The sequence below is a fragment of the Nitrosospira multiformis ATCC 25196 genome (assembly GCF_000196355.1).
Lineage (GTDB): Bacteria > Pseudomonadota > Gammaproteobacteria > Burkholderiales > Nitrosomonadaceae > Nitrosospira > Nitrosospira multiformis.
This window is the reverse complement of record NC_007614.1, coordinates 1,173,038-1,188,570: the sequence shown is the minus strand read 5'-3', so window position 1 is coordinate 1,188,570 and position 15,533 is coordinate 1,173,038. Positions and strand designations below refer to the sequence as shown.

General features: G+C 57.2%; 13 protein-coding genes. All 13 read right to left on the bottom strand.

The features are described 5' to 3' along the window. Positions 1–12: 12 nt before the first annotated feature. The 13 genes from NMUL_RS05400 to NMUL_RS05340 all read right to left on the bottom strand — a co-directional run bounded on the left by NMUL_RS05400 (position 13) and on the right by NMUL_RS05340 (position 15,356). The gene (locus NMUL_RS05400; RefSeq protein WP_011380373.1) at positions 13–1,536 is read right to left on the bottom strand and encodes an NADH-quinone oxidoreductase subunit N; all 1,524 of its coding nucleotides are present in this window, start codon (positions 1,534–1,536) and stop codon (positions 13–15) included. Beyond that, positions 1,533–3,035 (bottom strand): NADH-quinone oxidoreductase subunit M, encoded by a 1,503-nt coding sequence (gene nuoM, locus NMUL_RS05395; RefSeq protein WP_011380372.1) that lies wholly within the window; start codon positions 3,033–3,035, stop codon positions 1,533–1,535. Before nuoM ends, NMUL_RS05400 begins: the two co-directional genes overlap by 4 nt. Continuing rightward, the gene (gene nuoL / locus NMUL_RS05390; protein ID WP_011380371.1) at positions 3,017–5,005 is read right to left on the bottom strand and encodes an NADH-quinone oxidoreductase subunit L; all 1,989 of its coding nucleotides are present in this window, start codon (positions 5,003–5,005) and stop codon (positions 3,017–3,019) included. Before nuoL ends, nuoM begins: the two co-directional genes overlap by 19 nt. 240 nt (positions 5,006–5,245) lie before the next feature. After that, on the bottom strand, positions 5,246–5,593 hold the full coding sequence (gene nuoK, locus NMUL_RS05385) for an NADH-quinone oxidoreductase subunit NuoK (RefSeq protein ID WP_011380370.1): 348 nt from the start codon (positions 5,591–5,593) through the stop codon (positions 5,246–5,248). Further along, positions 5,590–6,156, bottom strand: a complete 567-nt coding sequence (gene nuoJ, locus NMUL_RS05380; RefSeq protein ID WP_011380369.1) for an NADH-quinone oxidoreductase subunit J — start codon at positions 6,154–6,156, stop codon at positions 5,590–5,592. The genes nuoK and nuoJ overlap by 4 nt, the downstream gene beginning before the upstream one ends. A gap of 34 nt (positions 6,157–6,190) precedes the next feature. Continuing rightward, positions 6,191–6,706 (bottom strand): NADH-quinone oxidoreductase subunit NuoI, encoded by a 516-nt coding sequence (gene nuoI, locus NMUL_RS05375; protein ID WP_011380368.1) that lies wholly within the window; start codon positions 6,704–6,706, stop codon positions 6,191–6,193. 27 nt (positions 6,707–6,733) lie between these two features. Further along, positions 6,734–7,687 (bottom strand): NADH-quinone oxidoreductase subunit NuoH, encoded by a 954-nt coding sequence (gene nuoH, locus NMUL_RS05370; protein ID WP_011380367.1) that lies wholly within the window; start codon positions 7,685–7,687, stop codon positions 6,734–6,736. 90 nt (positions 7,688–7,777) lie between these two features. Beyond that, complete coding sequence (gene nuoG, locus NMUL_RS05365) at positions 7,778–10,606, bottom strand: NADH-quinone oxidoreductase subunit NuoG (RefSeq protein WP_011380366.1); 2,829 nt, start codon at positions 10,604–10,606, stop codon at positions 7,778–7,780. Between the two features lie 43 nt (positions 10,607–10,649). After that, positions 10,650–11,927 (bottom strand): NADH-quinone oxidoreductase subunit NuoF, encoded by a 1,278-nt coding sequence (nuoF, locus tag NMUL_RS05360; RefSeq protein WP_011380365.1) that lies wholly within the window; start codon positions 11,925–11,927, stop codon positions 10,650–10,652. Then, a complete protein-coding gene (gene nuoE / locus NMUL_RS05355) occupies positions 11,905–12,411 on the bottom strand; it encodes an NADH-quinone oxidoreductase subunit NuoE (RefSeq protein WP_011380364.1) in 507 nt (168 codons plus the stop codon). The genes nuoF and nuoE overlap by 23 nt, the downstream gene beginning before the upstream one ends. Before the next feature lie 32 nt (positions 12,412–12,443). After that, entirely contained in the window at positions 12,444–14,270 is a 1,827-nt protein-coding gene (gene nuoC, locus NMUL_RS05350) for an NADH-quinone oxidoreductase subunit C/D (RefSeq protein WP_011380363.1), read from the bottom strand. Beyond that, complete coding sequence (locus tag NMUL_RS05345; protein WP_369596332.1) at positions 14,267–14,866, bottom strand: NuoB/complex I 20 kDa subunit family protein; 600 nt, start codon at positions 14,864–14,866, stop codon at positions 14,267–14,269. Before NMUL_RS05345 ends, nuoC begins: the two co-directional genes overlap by 4 nt. Before the next feature lie 46 nt (positions 14,867–14,912). Then, entirely contained in the window at positions 14,913–15,356 is a 444-nt protein-coding gene (locus tag NMUL_RS05340; protein ID WP_011380361.1) for an NADH-quinone oxidoreductase subunit A, read from the bottom strand. Between the last annotated feature and the right edge of the window lie 177 nt (positions 15,357–15,533).

Genomic DNA, 15,533 nt, shown 5'->3' with positions numbered 1-15,533 from the left:
AAGTACCGGCAATCAGGTCAAGCCTCCTCCCGCTCCTTCAAGCACACCGATAAGCTGAGCCGGAAAGATGCCAAGCCATATAAGCAATAACGCCAGCGCTGCCAGCGTCGCGCTTTCCGCAAAGGAGGGCGAAGCAGCGCGCAGCATGATTGCTTCACCGGCTGCCTCAGGGCCCCACCCATACATCACAGCGATAATGCGCATATAATAGAACAGCCCGATGATGCTGCCGATAACCAGGGTAATCACGGGCATCCATAACGAGGCTTCCACCCCGGCCGTCACTATATAGAACTTCCCGATAAAACCCATTGTCAGGGGAATTCCGGCCAACGACAGCAGCATGGCGGTAAACACTCCCGCCAGCCACGGTCTGTGCCAGAACAGACCCGCATAATCTGCCAGCCTGTCACTATCCTTTTCCCCTGCATCATGGAATTCCCCAGCGGATCCGCCATTGAACCCCTCGGACAATACCGTTACCACACCGAAGGCGCCCAGCATGGTGACGAAATAGGCTGTCAGAAAATAAGCTACCGCCTCGATTGCCAGCTGGTCAAAGGCCAGAAACCCGACCAGCAGATAGCCAAGCTGTGCAATCGAGGAATAGGCAAGAATCCGCTTGATGTTATTCTGTAACAGTGCGAGCAGATTGCCAACCAGGATCGTCGCGACGGCAATCAGGCTCAATGCGAATGTGATCGAATGCGACTGGTGCGCCCCTGCCATGAGGAAATAGCGCAGCAGCAGGACAAGCATGGCGCCCTTTGAAGCAGTGGCGATGAACGCGGTAATCGGCACAGGCGCACCTTCATATACATCCGGAGTCCACATGTGGAAGGGCACCAGCGCCAGTTTGAATCCGACACCGGTTACAATCAGCGCAAGCCCCGCCAACCCATAGAGTTCCAGCGCCGCGCCGGGCGCAGCAAGCATTGTCCCGATTTTCACAAACTGCATCGTCCCGAGCTGCGCATAAACCAGCGCCATTCCGAACAGGAGCAACCCGGATGAGAATCCGGCGAGGATCAGGTACTTGATTCCTGCTTCGAGGGGATGCTCTGTGAACCGTGGATAGGCGATCAATGCAAACAGCGAAATGCTGAGCAGTTCCAGACCCAGGAGAAACGAGGCAAAATGGCTGCTTGCCACGAGAACCCCTCCACCAAGGGCAGCCAGCAGTAACAGGATGTAAAGCGCTTCATGCCGGCTTTCGCCTCCGCCGAAGTAGCGGTAACACAATATCGCGACGACAAAGGTCGCGACAACGATGAGTCCGATAAAAAACAATGCATACTGATCCAGTATCAGCAGAGTTGTGACCTGAGAAGACGCCGTGCCTTGGGACAGGAACAATGCCATAAATGACAGAACCAGTCCGGCGAGCGTCAATATCATGACCGGTCGGGGATGACGGTAAAAGGCTGCGGTCAGCATCACCACTACCGCTGCTGCGGCAAGGAGAATGAGCGGCGACAGGGTCACGAGGTCCACGTGCAGAAAATCGGAGGGTAGTGCAGAGGGCATCGGATTCATTCCACATTGACCTCATGGTGGGCAACAGCAATCGCAGGCGGACTGTTTGCGGGGTTTGGCGCGGCATTCAGGACCGGCTGGGGATACAGGCCCAGCCATAGGGTAATGGCTGCCATTGAGAACAGGGTTGCCATTTCACGGCCTGACAGATCATGTAGTTGCCAACCATGCTTGTTCTCGCCATGAAAAGTTTTCTGCACCAGCGCAAGCGCATATACGACACTGGCGACAAATACCACGGTCGCCGCGGACGCCAGCACGCTGCTGCTGCTGGATAATCCCATCAGTACCAGGAATTCCCCGACGAAGTTTCCCATTCCCGGCAGCCCAAGCGCGGCAATGGCAAAAAACAATCCCATTGCCGCCAGGCGCGGCATGACGCTCCACAGGCCTTCAAAGCGCTGCATATCGCGTGTGTGGGTCCGCTCCTGCAAAATGCCAGCGATTACAAACAGTGCCCCCGTACTGATGCCGTGCGCGATCATCTGCATCACGGCTCCCCCAAGCGACCAGGGATTCCAGGCGAATATCCCGAGCACTGCAAACCCCAGGTGACTCACGCTGGTGTAGGCCACGAGGCGCTTGAAATCCGTCTGGGCGAACGCCAGGAAAGCGCCATAGAGAACCCCGGTTGCTCCCAGCACCATCGCCACCGGAGCAAAATACGCCGCGGCCTCGGGAAATAGCGGAACAATAAAACGCAATAGTCCGTAGGCTCCTGTTTTCAGCAGCACTCCTGCAAGAATCACGCTTCCTGCTGTCGGCGCCTCGGTATGTGCATCCGGCAGCCAGGTGTGAAATGGCACGATGGGGGTCTTGACTGCGAACGCAATGAAAAAGCCGAGCATGATCCACAACTCGGTGGAGGGAGAGAGGGTGGCATTCAGCAGATCGAAATAATCGAATGTCAGGACTCCAGTACCGCGGTAATGAACGAATACCAGCGCAAGAATTGCCACCAGCATGAACATGCCGCTCCCCTGCGCGAAAATGAAGAACTTGATCGATGCATACTGCCGATTCTCATGGCCCCAGATCCCGATCAGGAAATACATCGGCACCAGCATCAGCTCCCAAAAGAAGAAAAACAGAAACAGGTCCAGCGCAAGGAATACACCGATCGCCCCTGCCACAGTCCATAGCAGGTTGAAGTAAAAGAATCCGACACGCTTCTGGATTTCCGTCCAGGAACATGCCACCGATACTATCCCCAGAAAAGCGGTCAGCACGACCAGGATGAGGCTTGTTCCATCCACGGCCAGATGAAAGCTCACTCCGAAACGCGGAATCCATTCCGCCCGGGTCTCGACAAGCCACCCCCCGTGAGCGGGAAGAGCCATAGCGCTGGCAGACTGCAGCCAAAGTCCCATCGTCAATACGAACTCGATACCCGCCGTGACCAAGGCGACCCACTTTGCCGCACCCGGCTGCCACCGGTCCGCCATCCATGCGAGCAAACCGCCCGATATTGGGATGAAAATCAATGCAGCGAGGACCATGCGAATACCCCCACGAATATAATGCCGATCGATCCGGCGGCAATCGCTGCCGCGTAGCGGCGTACCTGTCCGCTTTGCGTTGCACTCAAGGTGCGATGGAAAAACAGACAAAGCCCAGCCAGGCCGCTGTAGAGATTGTCGATCAGGTCGTGCCGATTGATCTTCTGGAGACACCTGAGTGTGCATGAAAAGGACATGCGGTAGAGATCGTCGATCACGTCACGCTGATCGGCGTGGGCAAGCCAGAGATAGGGCCGGACGAACAGGAACTCATAAAAACTGTCGAAACCCCAGCCAAAATGCCAGAGCTTCCGGATGCTTGCTAATGCCGGGACCAGCATCAGTCCATGGAGAAAGGCGGGATATCTCAAAAACAGCAGGTACGCCAGCGCAATGCTGCCAAGAGAGGCAGCAATTGCGAGCAGTTCCAGAACGATTTCGTCATTTTTACTGTCATGAACAACCTGAGTCGGCGGCAGGGCATGCTGAATGAAATCGGAAAACAGCGTTAAATTTCCGAGAAAAGATGGAGTTTCGATCCATCCGCCAACCACAGAAAAGGCTGCAAGAACGATGAGCGGTACAGTTATGCGCCGCCCTGGCCGGCGGATTTCGGGGGGCGCCACAGTCCTCGCTTCGCCAAAAAAGACGAGAAACACTACGCGAAAGATGTAGAGGCCCGTCAATATTGCACCTCCCCATCCCGCGGCCCATAACCATGGATTCCCTCCTCTCGACGACCAGGCCTGCCAAAGAATCAGATCCTTGCTATAGAAGCCCGCGGTAACGAGCGGCAGTGCCGCAAGCGAGGCGCTGCCAATCAGAAAGGTCCAGAAAGTGACGGGGAGTTTTTTCCTCAATGCACCCATCCGGAAAATATCATGTTCCTCGTGCAGGCTCATGATGACCACGCCCGCGCTCAGGAACAGCAGAGCCTTGAAGAAAGCGTGCGTCACGAGGTGAAAGATGGCGGCTGACCAAGCCCCTACTCCCAGGGCAAGGAACATATAACCTAGCTGGCTGATGGTCGAATAGGCCAGTACCCGCTTGATGTCGTTTTGTGCGAGCGCGCTGAACCCGGCCAGCAGCAGGGTAAGCGCGCCGACCGCTGCTACCGCGAACTGCACTGCCGGCGCAAGCACAAAGAGCGCGTGCGTGCGGGCAATCAGATATACGCCTGCCGTTACCATGGTCGCCGCATGCATCAGCGCGCTCACCGGCGTGGGGCCGGCCATTGCGTCCGGCAGCCACGTCTGTAGCGGGAGTTGGGCAGATTTGCCTGCCGCACCGCCAAGCAGAAGCGCTGCAGCGAGAATAGCGAGTTCCGACCCCACCGGCCACTCCTGCGTCGCCCGCTGCATCAACGGCTGGATATCAAGGGTTCCCAGATGAGTGAACAGCAGAAAAAAGCCGATCGCCATGGCGGTATCGCCGACCCGGGTCACGATAAATGCTTTGCGTGCCGCGCGCCCGTTGGCAGGATCGCGATACCAGAATCCGATCAGCAGGTAGCTGCAAAGTCCCACTCCTTCCCAGCCCAGGTAAAGAAACAGCAGGTTGTCGGCAAGAACCAGGATGCACATCGAGCCGACGAAGAGATTCATATAGGCGAAAAAGCGGGCATAGCCCTCATCGCCGCTCATGAACTCTGTGGAATAGAGGTGTATCAGGAAACTGATGACAGTCACGACCACGACCATCACCAGCGATAACGCGTCAAGATAAAAAACAATCCCTGGCGAGAAACCGGCCACAGCGATCCAGGTCCATGCTTCCTGCCGGAAAACAAAACCCGGTGGCGGCGCAGTGATGAAATCGATCCCGATCAGGATGGCAACGAGTGCCGAGAGCGCCACCGATCCTGTCCCAATCATCGCAATACTGCGGTGCCCCAGATGGTTTCCACCCAGCACCAGCAGCAGGAAACCGGCTAGAGGCAGCGTGGGGATGAGCCAGAGCAGGGACAGCATATTATCCTAAACCTGGCAGTTGATCGCTCATTTTCAGTTACCACCCTGATTACAAAATTTTTTTACGACACTTGATCTTTACCTTTTTTGGTGAGTTTGCTCCAGGGCAGATTATGCTTTTTTGCGGTACATGGCTGCGTTGCAACTCCTTGGAATGGAATAGCCATTCCGCGTCGTTGCGCCTTGCCCTGCAATCCCAAAAAAACATACTCCCTCCCTGTCCAACCGCCGGGCTTAGGATCATCCCCGCATCTTGCTTACCGCATCGGCGTCCAGTGTCTGGAAGCGGCGGTGCAACAGCAGCAGCAATGCCAGGCCAACAGAGACTTCGGCCGCCGCCACTGACAGGATAAAGATGAACATCACCTGCCCGTCGGCCTGCGTCCAGTGTGAACCGGCCACCACGAAGGCAAGCCCAGCGGCATTCAGCATGATCTCGATCGACATCAGGATAAAAATCAGGTTGCGCCGTACAAGAATGCCGATCATTCCCAGCGCGAAGAGGATTGCAGCCAGCAGCAGGCCATGATGCATGGGAATGGCGGCCACGGTCGCGGTAGCGACGGATGCAGTCTCAGACGTAATCATGACCGCACTCCGTCCGAACGGGATGCCGAATGCGTACCGGACCGCATCCCGGTGTGCCAGCCGAGATGACAGGCGCCGACCAATCCCGCCAGCAGCAGGAGCGATGCCAGCTCGACACCGAGGAGATAAGGCCCGAAGAGCGCGATGCCAATTTCTTTCGAATCGACCACCGCCCTGGTGGAGATCGCAGTGCCATCATATACGCCCTGCACATCCTGTATATTCTGGACAAGGATATAAATCAGTTCTGCCAGGAGCAATGCCGACAGTATGGAGGGCCCCACCCACATGCCGGGGCTCAACCATTCCCGTTCCTTGACCGCAGCGGCTTTGCCGAGGTTGAGCATCATGATCACGAACACGAACAGCACCATGACAGCGCCTGCGTAAATGATGACCTCCAATGCGGCGGCAAACGGAGCCCCCAGCACAAAAAAGATGATCGCCACGGCAAGCAGGGACACGATCAGGTAGAGCAATGCATGTACGGCGCTCGCCCGCGTAACGACCATCAGGGTGGCTGCGACCGCAACCGCCCCGGACAAATAGAATGTCGCTTCCATAACCTCCTCCTGAATCAGTAATCAAAGGTACGGATCAAGGCAGCAGCGAATGCGGGTCTACCGGAGGAGCTTCATTCTCGGCCCCGCCCTTGTTTTTTCCTCCGATTGCGACTCCCGCCACCCGATAGAAGTTATAGCCGGGGTATTTGCCGGTACCATCGATCAACAGATCCTCTTTTTCATACACCAGGTTTTTCCGGTTGTATTCGCCCATTTCAAAGTCCGGCGTAAGCTGGATTGCGTCGGTAGGACAGGCTTCTTCGCAAAATCCACAAAAAATGCAGCGCGAAAAATTGATGCGAAAGAACTCGGGGTAACGGCGTTCGTGTTCATCTTCGGTGGCCTGAAGCGCGATGCAATCCACTGGACAGGCTGCCGCGCAGAGGTAGCATGCGACGCAGCGCTCCTCACCATCCGGATCGCGGCTCAGAATGATGCGTCCGCGCCAGCGCGGCGGGATATTAGGCATTTCGTCGGGGTATTGAATGGTTACCCGGCGGCGGAACATGTGCAGAAAAACGATCCACATTGTCTTCAGAGAATTCCACATAATCTTCTCCCGAAGCTATATGAGCAGTTATGCCACTGACAATACGACTGCGCCGGTGAGCAACAAATTGACCAGCGTGACTGGCAGCATGACTTTCCAGCCGTAGGTCATCAGCTGATCGTAACGGGGGCGTGGCAATGCCGCCCGCAGCAGGACGAAGCAGATGATGACGATAAAAGTCTTGAGCAGAAACCAGGCGAGTGGAGGCAGCACGGGTCCCAGCCACCCCCCGAAGAATAATGTGACGATCATTGCTGAGATAAGGGTGATCCCGACGTATTCGCCAATGAAAAACAGCCCGAACTTCATGCTGGAATATTCGGTATGAAAGCCTGCGACCAGTTCGTTCTCCGACTCGGGCAGATCGAAAGGCAGCCTGCGCGCCTCAGCAATGCCGGCAACGGCAAAAGTTGCCAAGCCCAGGATCTGGGGAATGCAGAACCAGAGGTTTTCCTGCGCGGCAACGATATCGCGCAGGTTGAATGAACCTGCAAGCATGACAACACCCATGAGCGCCAAGCCCATGAAGACCTCGTAGCTCAACATCTGGGCGGCGGCGCGCAATCCCCCGAGCAGCGGATATTTGCTGTTGGACGCCCATCCGCCCAGCACGATGCTATAGACGCCCAGCGAAGACATGGCAAGAAAAAACAAAACTCCGATGTTCAGATCGACCACGCCGATGCCGGGCGCAATGGGTACGACGGCAAACGCAAGCAGCGTGGTGACGGCAACGATTGCCGGCGCCAGCACGAACACCGCCCTATCTGCAAAGGGAGGTATCCAGTCCTCCTTGGTAAGAAGCTTGATCGAATCGGCGACAATTTGCAGAACCCCGAACGGCCCTACTCGGTTGGGCCCATAGCGATCCTGCCACAAGCCGAGCAGGCGGCGCTCGATCCAGGACAGCATCGCCGCGAAAGCAAACAAGACGGCCAGGATCAAAATCAGGTTCACCCAGATGGGGGTCCACTCATTCATGGCTGACTCCACTACTCATGGCTAAATCCATTCGTGGCTTCTTTCCTCTATCTATCCTTCCATTTGCTTTCCCTTCCCCACCTTTCCCCTTTACACCTTCTTGAGTTCGCCCCATGCCGGCAAGACGACTCCCGCAAGATGACCCATACCTGTCAGGCCGACAGGGAGTCCCGCAGTACCGGGCAACAGCTCAGGCTTGAAGCGCAGCGGCAGCCGGAAAATTTCGGTGGCGGCGGTGTTCGCCGAGTCCTCTCGCGTAACATCCACCTGCGCATCCCCCTGCGCCTTCAAACGCAACTGCACCTCATCCCCGGCAGCCAATTCGAGAGCATCCGCATCCTCCGGGTTGAGCGCGAGATAGGGCTGGGCACCGAGCTCGGCGATGCCGGGCGCGAGGATGCTCAACTCCTCCGAACCAAAGATGTGATGCAACGGCAACAGGAGCCATTCGTCCGCGCGCGGCTCGAAGCCGGCGGGCATATTTTCAAAATAAGCGGCTTTTTTCCCCGCTTGGGGCATTGGCTCGATCAGGCGCTCGCCTGGATCGCCCCCGGAAAGCGCCCCCCCCACTTCGTCCTGGAATTTGTTTAACGCCTGTATTGAATTCCAGCCGGGTGCCCAAAACCGGGGAATAAGCGACGGCGGAGGATGACCAGGATAGCCTTCCATCGAAAATGCCAGGGCTGTATCGGGGTCCTGCGGTTGTTCGGGTTCGTGGATGCTTACATTGGCGTTCATGGCAGTGCGCCCGCTATAACGATGGGACTCCCGCGGAATCTTCTGTCCATCCATGCGGAAAGCCGCCGAGGGGGCGGCGCGTAAAATGGGTTCCAGGGAGGGAATCGCTGCGGCGCAGGCAGCCGTGACATCATCCAGGCTTGACCACTGCCCTTCATCCCCGGGGTCTGCAAGCATGATGTCCCGTATCCAGCGCCAGCTTTCCTGGATATCGCCGGGAATATCGCGTGCAGTATCGCCCCTGATGTCACCTTCGATCTCCTCCTTGGGCACAAATACCTGAAAGAACCGCTGTGCCCGCCCTTCGTTATTCACAAGGGTGCCATCGGCTTCGGCAAAGGCCGCTGCCGGCAGCACCACATCAGCCTTCGCGCTGGTCGCATGCTCGATGTGATCGATCATCACGATGTGCCGCGCGACCGCGAGAAGCCGATCAACCAAGGCAGCATCCGCCCGCCGATAAAGATCATTTTCGAGAATGACGAGAATATCCGCAGCAGCATCATTCATCGCTTCCAGTGCGGTTTCGAGACTGCCGCCGCCGAGCATCGTGGCACCCAGACTGTTACATTCGGGAACTACGTAGCAGAGCTCGGCAGGGCGGCCCAGATTGCAAAGCGCCCATGTCACATTGGCCGCTGCCTCGACGATGGCCTTGTCCCCGCAACCTATGCCGGAAATGACCAGGGGACGCTCTGCTGCCTTCAGCTTTTCGGCAATTGCATCTGCCAATGTTTGTGCCGTGTCGGATAAGCCCGGTACTTGCGGCGCAATCGGATCGAGCGCATGCGCTATTGCGAGACCCAGCCGGGCTAATTCAGCGGGAGGCCCCCGGAAGGTGCGGGTGGCAATATCATCGAGCCGGGTATTCGCCAGGGTGGCAATAAACAATGGCCCATGCTCTTCCTGCATCGCCTCACGCACCGCGTGATCATTCCAGAGCGGGATACCCGTTTTTTTTGCCATCTTTTCCGGTTGCCGGCGCACCGACTGCCGCAGGGCCAGCCCGAGCCGCGGGGCAGTATTGGCCACATCCTCACCCAATACCAGCACCGCATCCGCCAACTCCACTTCATGCAACGAGGGAGTGCGGGCAGGGCCTTTCTTTAAAATATCCAGAACGGAGGCAAGCAGGCGGGAATCCCTTTCAGATATTCCGAGATAAAACCGCTCGCCTCCAACGAGGGCGCGCAACGCAAAATTGGCTTCGAGTGACGCGCGCGGTGAACCGATGCCGATCGCCCGAGCCCTGCCGGATAGCATTTCGCCCAGATGCTGAAGTGCATCGCGCTTGCTGGCAGGTTGCAGGGGTTGGGTTCTGTTTTTACGCAACAGGGGTTGCCTGATCCGGCGCCTGCTGTTGACAAACTCGTAACCGTAGCGCCCGCGGTCACACAGGAAATAACCGTTTACCGCACCGTTGAAGCGGTTGCGGATGCGCCGCAACATGCCGTAACGCTCGCCGGGAATGGTGTTGCAACCCAGCCCGCAGTGGACACACACCGAGGGCGCCGTTTGCAAATCCCACTTGCGCGTATAGTGCCGCTTCAGTGTCTTGTCAGTAAAAACCCCGGTAGGGCAAACCTCCACCAGGTTGCCGCTGAACTCGTTTTCGAGAACGCCATCCTGATGGCGGCCGAAGTAGACCTGGTTGCGCAGCACCAGTGCATCCAGGTCCCGACCGCCGGCATACTCACGATAAAACCGCGTGCAGCGATAGCATTGTATGCAGCGATTCATCTCGTGGTTGACCAGCGGCCCGAGGTCCTGGTTGTGGAAGGTGCGCTTGCGGCCATGGTAGCGGCGGTAGACATGCCCATTCATGACCGTCATGTCCTGCAGATGGCATTCGCCGCCCTCGTCACACACCGGGCAATCGTGCGGGTGATTCACCATCAGCCATTCCGCCACACTCGCGCGAAATTCCTGCGCTTCGGGATCATCGATGGAAATCCGGATTCCGTCTTTCGCAGCAGTCATGCACGCCATGACAATCTTGCCGTGCTTGTCTTCCTCGTTCTTGAACTGCTTGATTGCGCACTGGCGGCATGCGCCTACCGAGCCGAGCGCAGGGTGCCAGCAGAAATAAGGCAGGTTGAATCCCAGCGACAGGCACTCCTGCAATAAATTCTCACCCTCTTTGGCAGGATAGGGACGATTGTCGATATGAATGGTCGTCATCACATTCGTCTTGCCAGCCTCGCTGTATTTCCTGTTTCACCTTTCACGTCGGGCTCCAGGGACAGCGTTTCTCATGGATATGGCGCTCGAAATCATCACGGAAATACTTGAGGCCGCTTTGCAGGGGCTCGGCCGCTCCGGGGGCAAGCGCACAAAAAGTATGTCCGGGACCCAGGAGGCGCGTATGGGATTCCAGCAATTCAAGGTCGGAAGCCCGGCCGCGACCCTCCTCCATGTCCTGCAATATCTGTTCGATCCAGGAAAGCCCCGACCAGCACGGGGTGCACCAGCCGCATGATTCCTGGGCGAAGAAATGTTCCAGATTGAGCAGCATGCCAACGGGGCAGGTCTTGTCATCAAGGATGATCATGGTGCCGGTGCCGAGGCGGCTGCCGGCCTTCTGCACCGAATCGAAATCCATCGCCACGTCGAGGTGCTCGGCAGTAACAAAATCAGTCGAAGCGCCACCCGGCAGCACCCCGCGAAACTGATAGCCGTCACGCATGCCGCCCGCATGCTCTTCCAGAATCTCGCGCAGAGGAGTGCCCATGGGCAATTCCCATAATCCCGGGTTCTTCACTCTCCCGCTTGCCCCATACAGCTTCGTTCCGCCGTCGTCGCTGCGGCTCAGGCTCCTGAACCATTCGGCCCCCTGCTTCACGATATGCGGAACGTTGCACAAGGTTTCCACGCTATTGACAATGGTAGGCTTTCCCCACAGGCCACTCACCTGGGGATAGGGAGGTTTGGCCCGTGGGTTGGCGCGCTTGCCTTCGAGGGCATTGAGCAGCGCGGTCTCCTCTCCGCATATGTAGCGTCCCGCACTGACGTGCAGGTGCATCTCCAGACTGTAAGCCGAGCCCAGGATATTTTTACCCAGGTAGCCGTGGCGGTATGCTTCAACGATTGCGCGCTCCACGCGCCGGGCCGCCAGTTTGTAGGCCCAGCGCAGAAATACGTAAGCCACATCGGCCTGGATCGCATAGGCGCTGATGATAATGCCTTCGATCAACTGATGGGGGTCTCCCTCGAGCAACATACGATCCTTGAATGTACCCGGCTCCATCTCGTCGGCATTGCAAACGAGATACTTGGGCCGCGGCGCATCATCGCCCATCGGCACAAAACTCCATTTCTGTGCAGTTGGAAACCCCGCTCCGCCACGGCCGCGCAGGTTGGATTCCTTGACCGCTGCCTGAATTTCCGCCGGCGCCATACCGAGCGCCTTGCGCAGCGCGCCATAACCTCCGGCCTTCTCGTACTGCGCAAGATCCGGAGGTTCCCTGCCCGGTGAAATGTTATGCGTCAGCGGTGTTTCCATCGGTCGATTTTTCTTCTTCCTGTTGATAACTTGCCAGAATCTGATCGATCCTGGCGGGATCCAGGTCCTGGTAATGCGCGTCATCCACCATCATGACAGGAGCATGATCGCAGGCGCCCAGGCACACGTTCGGCAACAGCGTGAAGCGCCCGTCGGCGGTGGTCTGGCCCGGCCTGATACCCAACCTGTCTCCCAGGTGCTGGCGCAAGCGTTCATAACCCATGATCCAGCAACTGACGCTGTCGCATAGCAAAATGACGTGCTTGCCTACCGGCTTGCGGAAAATCATGTTGTAGAAGGTTGCAACGCTCTCCAGTTCGGCCGGCTTCATCTGCAACGCCTCGGCCACGTCGGCAATCCCCTCATTCGATACCCAGCCGCGATGCTGCTGCACGATCTTGAGTGCCTCGATGCATACCGCCCGATTATTCGGGTAGTGCCGCGCATGTGCTTCTATTTCTTTCCTCTCCTGCTCGCTCAGCATTGTTTCCTCTCAATATCCCCCTCAGCCATCCATCAGCGATCCACGTCCGCCATGACAAAATCGATGCTGCCCAGAATGGCGATCAAATCCGAAATCATCAGTCCACGGCTGATCAAAGGAATCATTTGCAGGTGCGGAAAGGAAGGTGTTCGGATACGCACCCGATAAGCCGTGGTATTGCCGTCGCTAATCAGGTAATAGCCGTTGTTTCCCTTGGTCGCCTCGATGCCTACGAATGCTTCCCCCGGAGGAATGACAGGTCCCCAGCTCACACCCAGGAAATGATCGATGAGCGTTTCGATGTCATGCAAGGTATGCTTCTTGAGGGGCGGCGTGGTGAGCGGATGATCCGCTTTATGCGCCCCGGCGGGCATGTTTTCCAGGCACTGATCGATGATGCGCAGGCTCTGGCGGATTTCCTGGACACGAACGGCACAGCGGTCATAGCAATCGCCATGCTGGCCGGTGGGCACATCGAACTCGAACTGATCGTAGCCCGAATAGGGCCGCGCCTTGCGGAAATCCCATTCGAAGCCGCAGGCGCGCAGATTGGGGCCGGTCACGCCCCATTCGATCGCCTCATCTATCGAATAACCGCCGACGCCACGCGTCCGGGCTTTCAGGATGCGGTTGCCCACAGCAATCTTGTCATACTCATCCAGCCTTGCAGGCATATAATCCAGGAAATCCCGCACCATCCTATCCCATCCATTAGGCAAGTCCTGGGCCACACCGCCGATGCGATACCAGCTCGGATGCATTCGCCCCCCGCAGATGGCTTCCACGACATCGAATACCCGTTCGCGGTCGGTGAACATGAAAAATACCGGGGAAAGCGCGCCCAGATCCTGGGTAAAAGTCCCATAGAACACCAGATGGCTTGCAATGCGAAAAAATTCTGCCATCATCACGCGCATCACCTTTACCCGATCGGGCACTTCAATGCCTGCCAGTTTCTCCACGGCCAGCACATAGGGAAGGTTGTTCATGACCCCTCCCAGGTAATCGATGCGGTCGGTGTAGGGAATATAGGTATGCCATGATTGGCGCTCACCCATCTTTTCTGCTCCCCGGTGGTGAAAGCCGATCTCTGGCACAGCATCGATGATTTCCTCGCCGTCGAGCTGCAGCACAATGCGAAATACGCCATGCACGCTTGGATGGTTCGGCCCCAGGTTGAGGAACATGAAATCGGTGCCGTCATGTGTGCGCCGCATTCCCCATTCTTCAGGATGAAAACGCAGTGTCTCCTGCTCAGCCTCCTCCTTCTCCGTGGACAAATGGAATGGTTCCATCTCCGTCGCGCGAGCCGGATGATCCTTGCGCAGGGCGTGACCCTGCCACCAGGGAGGTAACAAAATTCGACGCAGGTGCGGGTGTCCGTCGAAGACGATCCCGAACATGTCCCATATCTCACGCTCGTACCAGTTTGCCGCAGGCCAGATATCGGTAATGGTGGGCATCCGAAGATCAGTATCGGTGAGCGCGACCTTGAGGCACACGTCCGCATTACGCTCGAACGACAGCAGGTGATAGATGACAGTGAACCGGCTTGCCGGCTGGTCTTCCCGGTGTACGCGTGTGCGTTCGTCAATCGCGGTCAGGTCGTACAGCATGCGGTAAGGCCGCTCCGCTTTCAGTTTCAGGTAGTGCAGAACCTCATGTACCCTGTTCCTGGAGACCCATTGCGTGGGAAGGTCATCGCCGGTTTTTTGCACTACACCCATTGGCCCTCCTGGGTTATCAGTGCCAGGGGGGCCAAAGCGGTTCTTCAGTTCTTCCAGTACATCTGAAGCGTTCGATGCACCGCCCATGTCCTGCATATACCGCTGTGGGGCAAGGCTGGAGGCTGCGCTCACTTTTGTACCTCGTCGGGACTGCGCAGGGTGGTGGCGCACATTCGGCCGGAACGCTTGAGATCCCGCTGCGATTCCTCAGCCGGTCGCTCGATCCCCTGCGGACCAATCACCCAGCTCAACGGACGCTTTTCCTTGCCGATTGCGTCCTGAAGCAAGTTCAGTCCCTGCATGAATGCGTCAGGCCGAGGCGGGCAACCCGGAACATAAACATCCACGGGGAGGAATCGATCTACACCCTGCACCACGCTGTAAATGTCATACATTCCACCCGAATTCGCGCATGAGCCCATCGAAATAACCCAGCGCGGTTCAAGCATCTGATCGTAAAGCCGCTGGAGGACGGGCGCCATTTTGATAAAAACCGTACCGGAAATAACGATCAGGTCGGCTTGGCGAGGAGAGGCGCGGATAACTTCGGAGCCAAAGCGGGCAAGGTCATACTTGCTGGTGAAGCTGGTCGCCATTTCCACATAACAACACGAGAGGCCAAAGTTGTAAGGCCAGACCGAATTCTTGCGGCCCCAGGCGACAAGATCTTGCAATCGCGTCAGCAACACGCTGCGGCGCCCGTCTTCCTCAAAACCGTTATCGCGAATTATTGAAGACCCGGGCGTTGCTGGCCCGGATGGTTTGTCAGATGGCTTACTTAGAGACCACCGCATGATTTGGACTCCTTGAGTCTTTGGCAAACCTGCCAGCCGAATGCCTGGGCGGCCCCCAGTCCAGCGCCCCCAGTCGCCACAAATAAGCGAGGGCCGCTCCGAGAATAGATATGAAGATGATGGCCTCGATATAACCCGGCCAGCCCAATTCACGAAAAGCAACGGCCCAGGCAAAAAGGAATACGGCTTCTACATCGAAGATCACAAAGAACACTGCGATCAGATAGAATTTGGCAGAGAGGCGGAAGCGCGCAAGGCCGACGGTGACAATGCCGCTTTCAAACGGCTCATCCGTAGCCTTGGAGCGATGACGCTCGCCAATGATGTACGAAAGCGCCATGACGCCCACCACCAGCATGACGACGAGGAAAAAGTATGCAACCAGGGGCCAGATTTCTGTTGCTTGTGTCGCGGAAGCATTCAAGGATTAGGCTCCTTTGTGCTTGGTCCTTTGATGACACCAGGATTAAACAGGCTGGTCCACCCAAAAACCTGCGGGTCCTGAGAGGGGTGACTTCCTGAGAGGGGTGACTTCAGGTGAAAGTTTAGTATTTCCCATCGGGCGGCAGACTTCTGTGCGATAACCAACAAAGGGGTATGC